Below are 278 nucleotides of genomic sequence, written 5' to 3' on the forward strand. Positions count from 1 at the left end.
CAGCAAGTGCAACCGCGATCCCTGCTCGTAAATCGCCTGGTTGATCACGTTCACCACCGCGATCGCCGCCACGCCACTGATGATGCCGGTGACCACTGAAAAGAAGGCCAGCCAGGGATGATTTTGCCAAAGCAGGCGCAAGACCGAGCCCGGCTTGGGCGGCTTCTCATGCTTTTTATTCATGGATTAACTCCTCAAATACACTCAAGACCGGGCATGGCCCGTCAGGCAAACCGCTGCGACTGGCCAGGGTGCCGGAGCCGCAAGTGTACGGATTG

The 278-nt window shown here is 58.3% G+C and carries 1 pseudogene; it reads right to left on the bottom strand.

Going from position 1 to position 278, the window contains the following annotated elements:
- Positions 1-183, bottom strand: a pseudogene (locus SB765_RS29260) (ATP-binding protein); the annotation flags it as partial.
- Between the last annotated feature and the right edge of the window lie 95 nt (positions 184-278).

It is taken from the genome of Pseudomonas sp. SIMBA_067 (genome assembly GCF_046534675.1).
Taxonomy (GTDB): domain Bacteria; phylum Pseudomonadota; class Gammaproteobacteria; order Pseudomonadales; family Pseudomonadaceae; genus Aquipseudomonas; species Aquipseudomonas putida.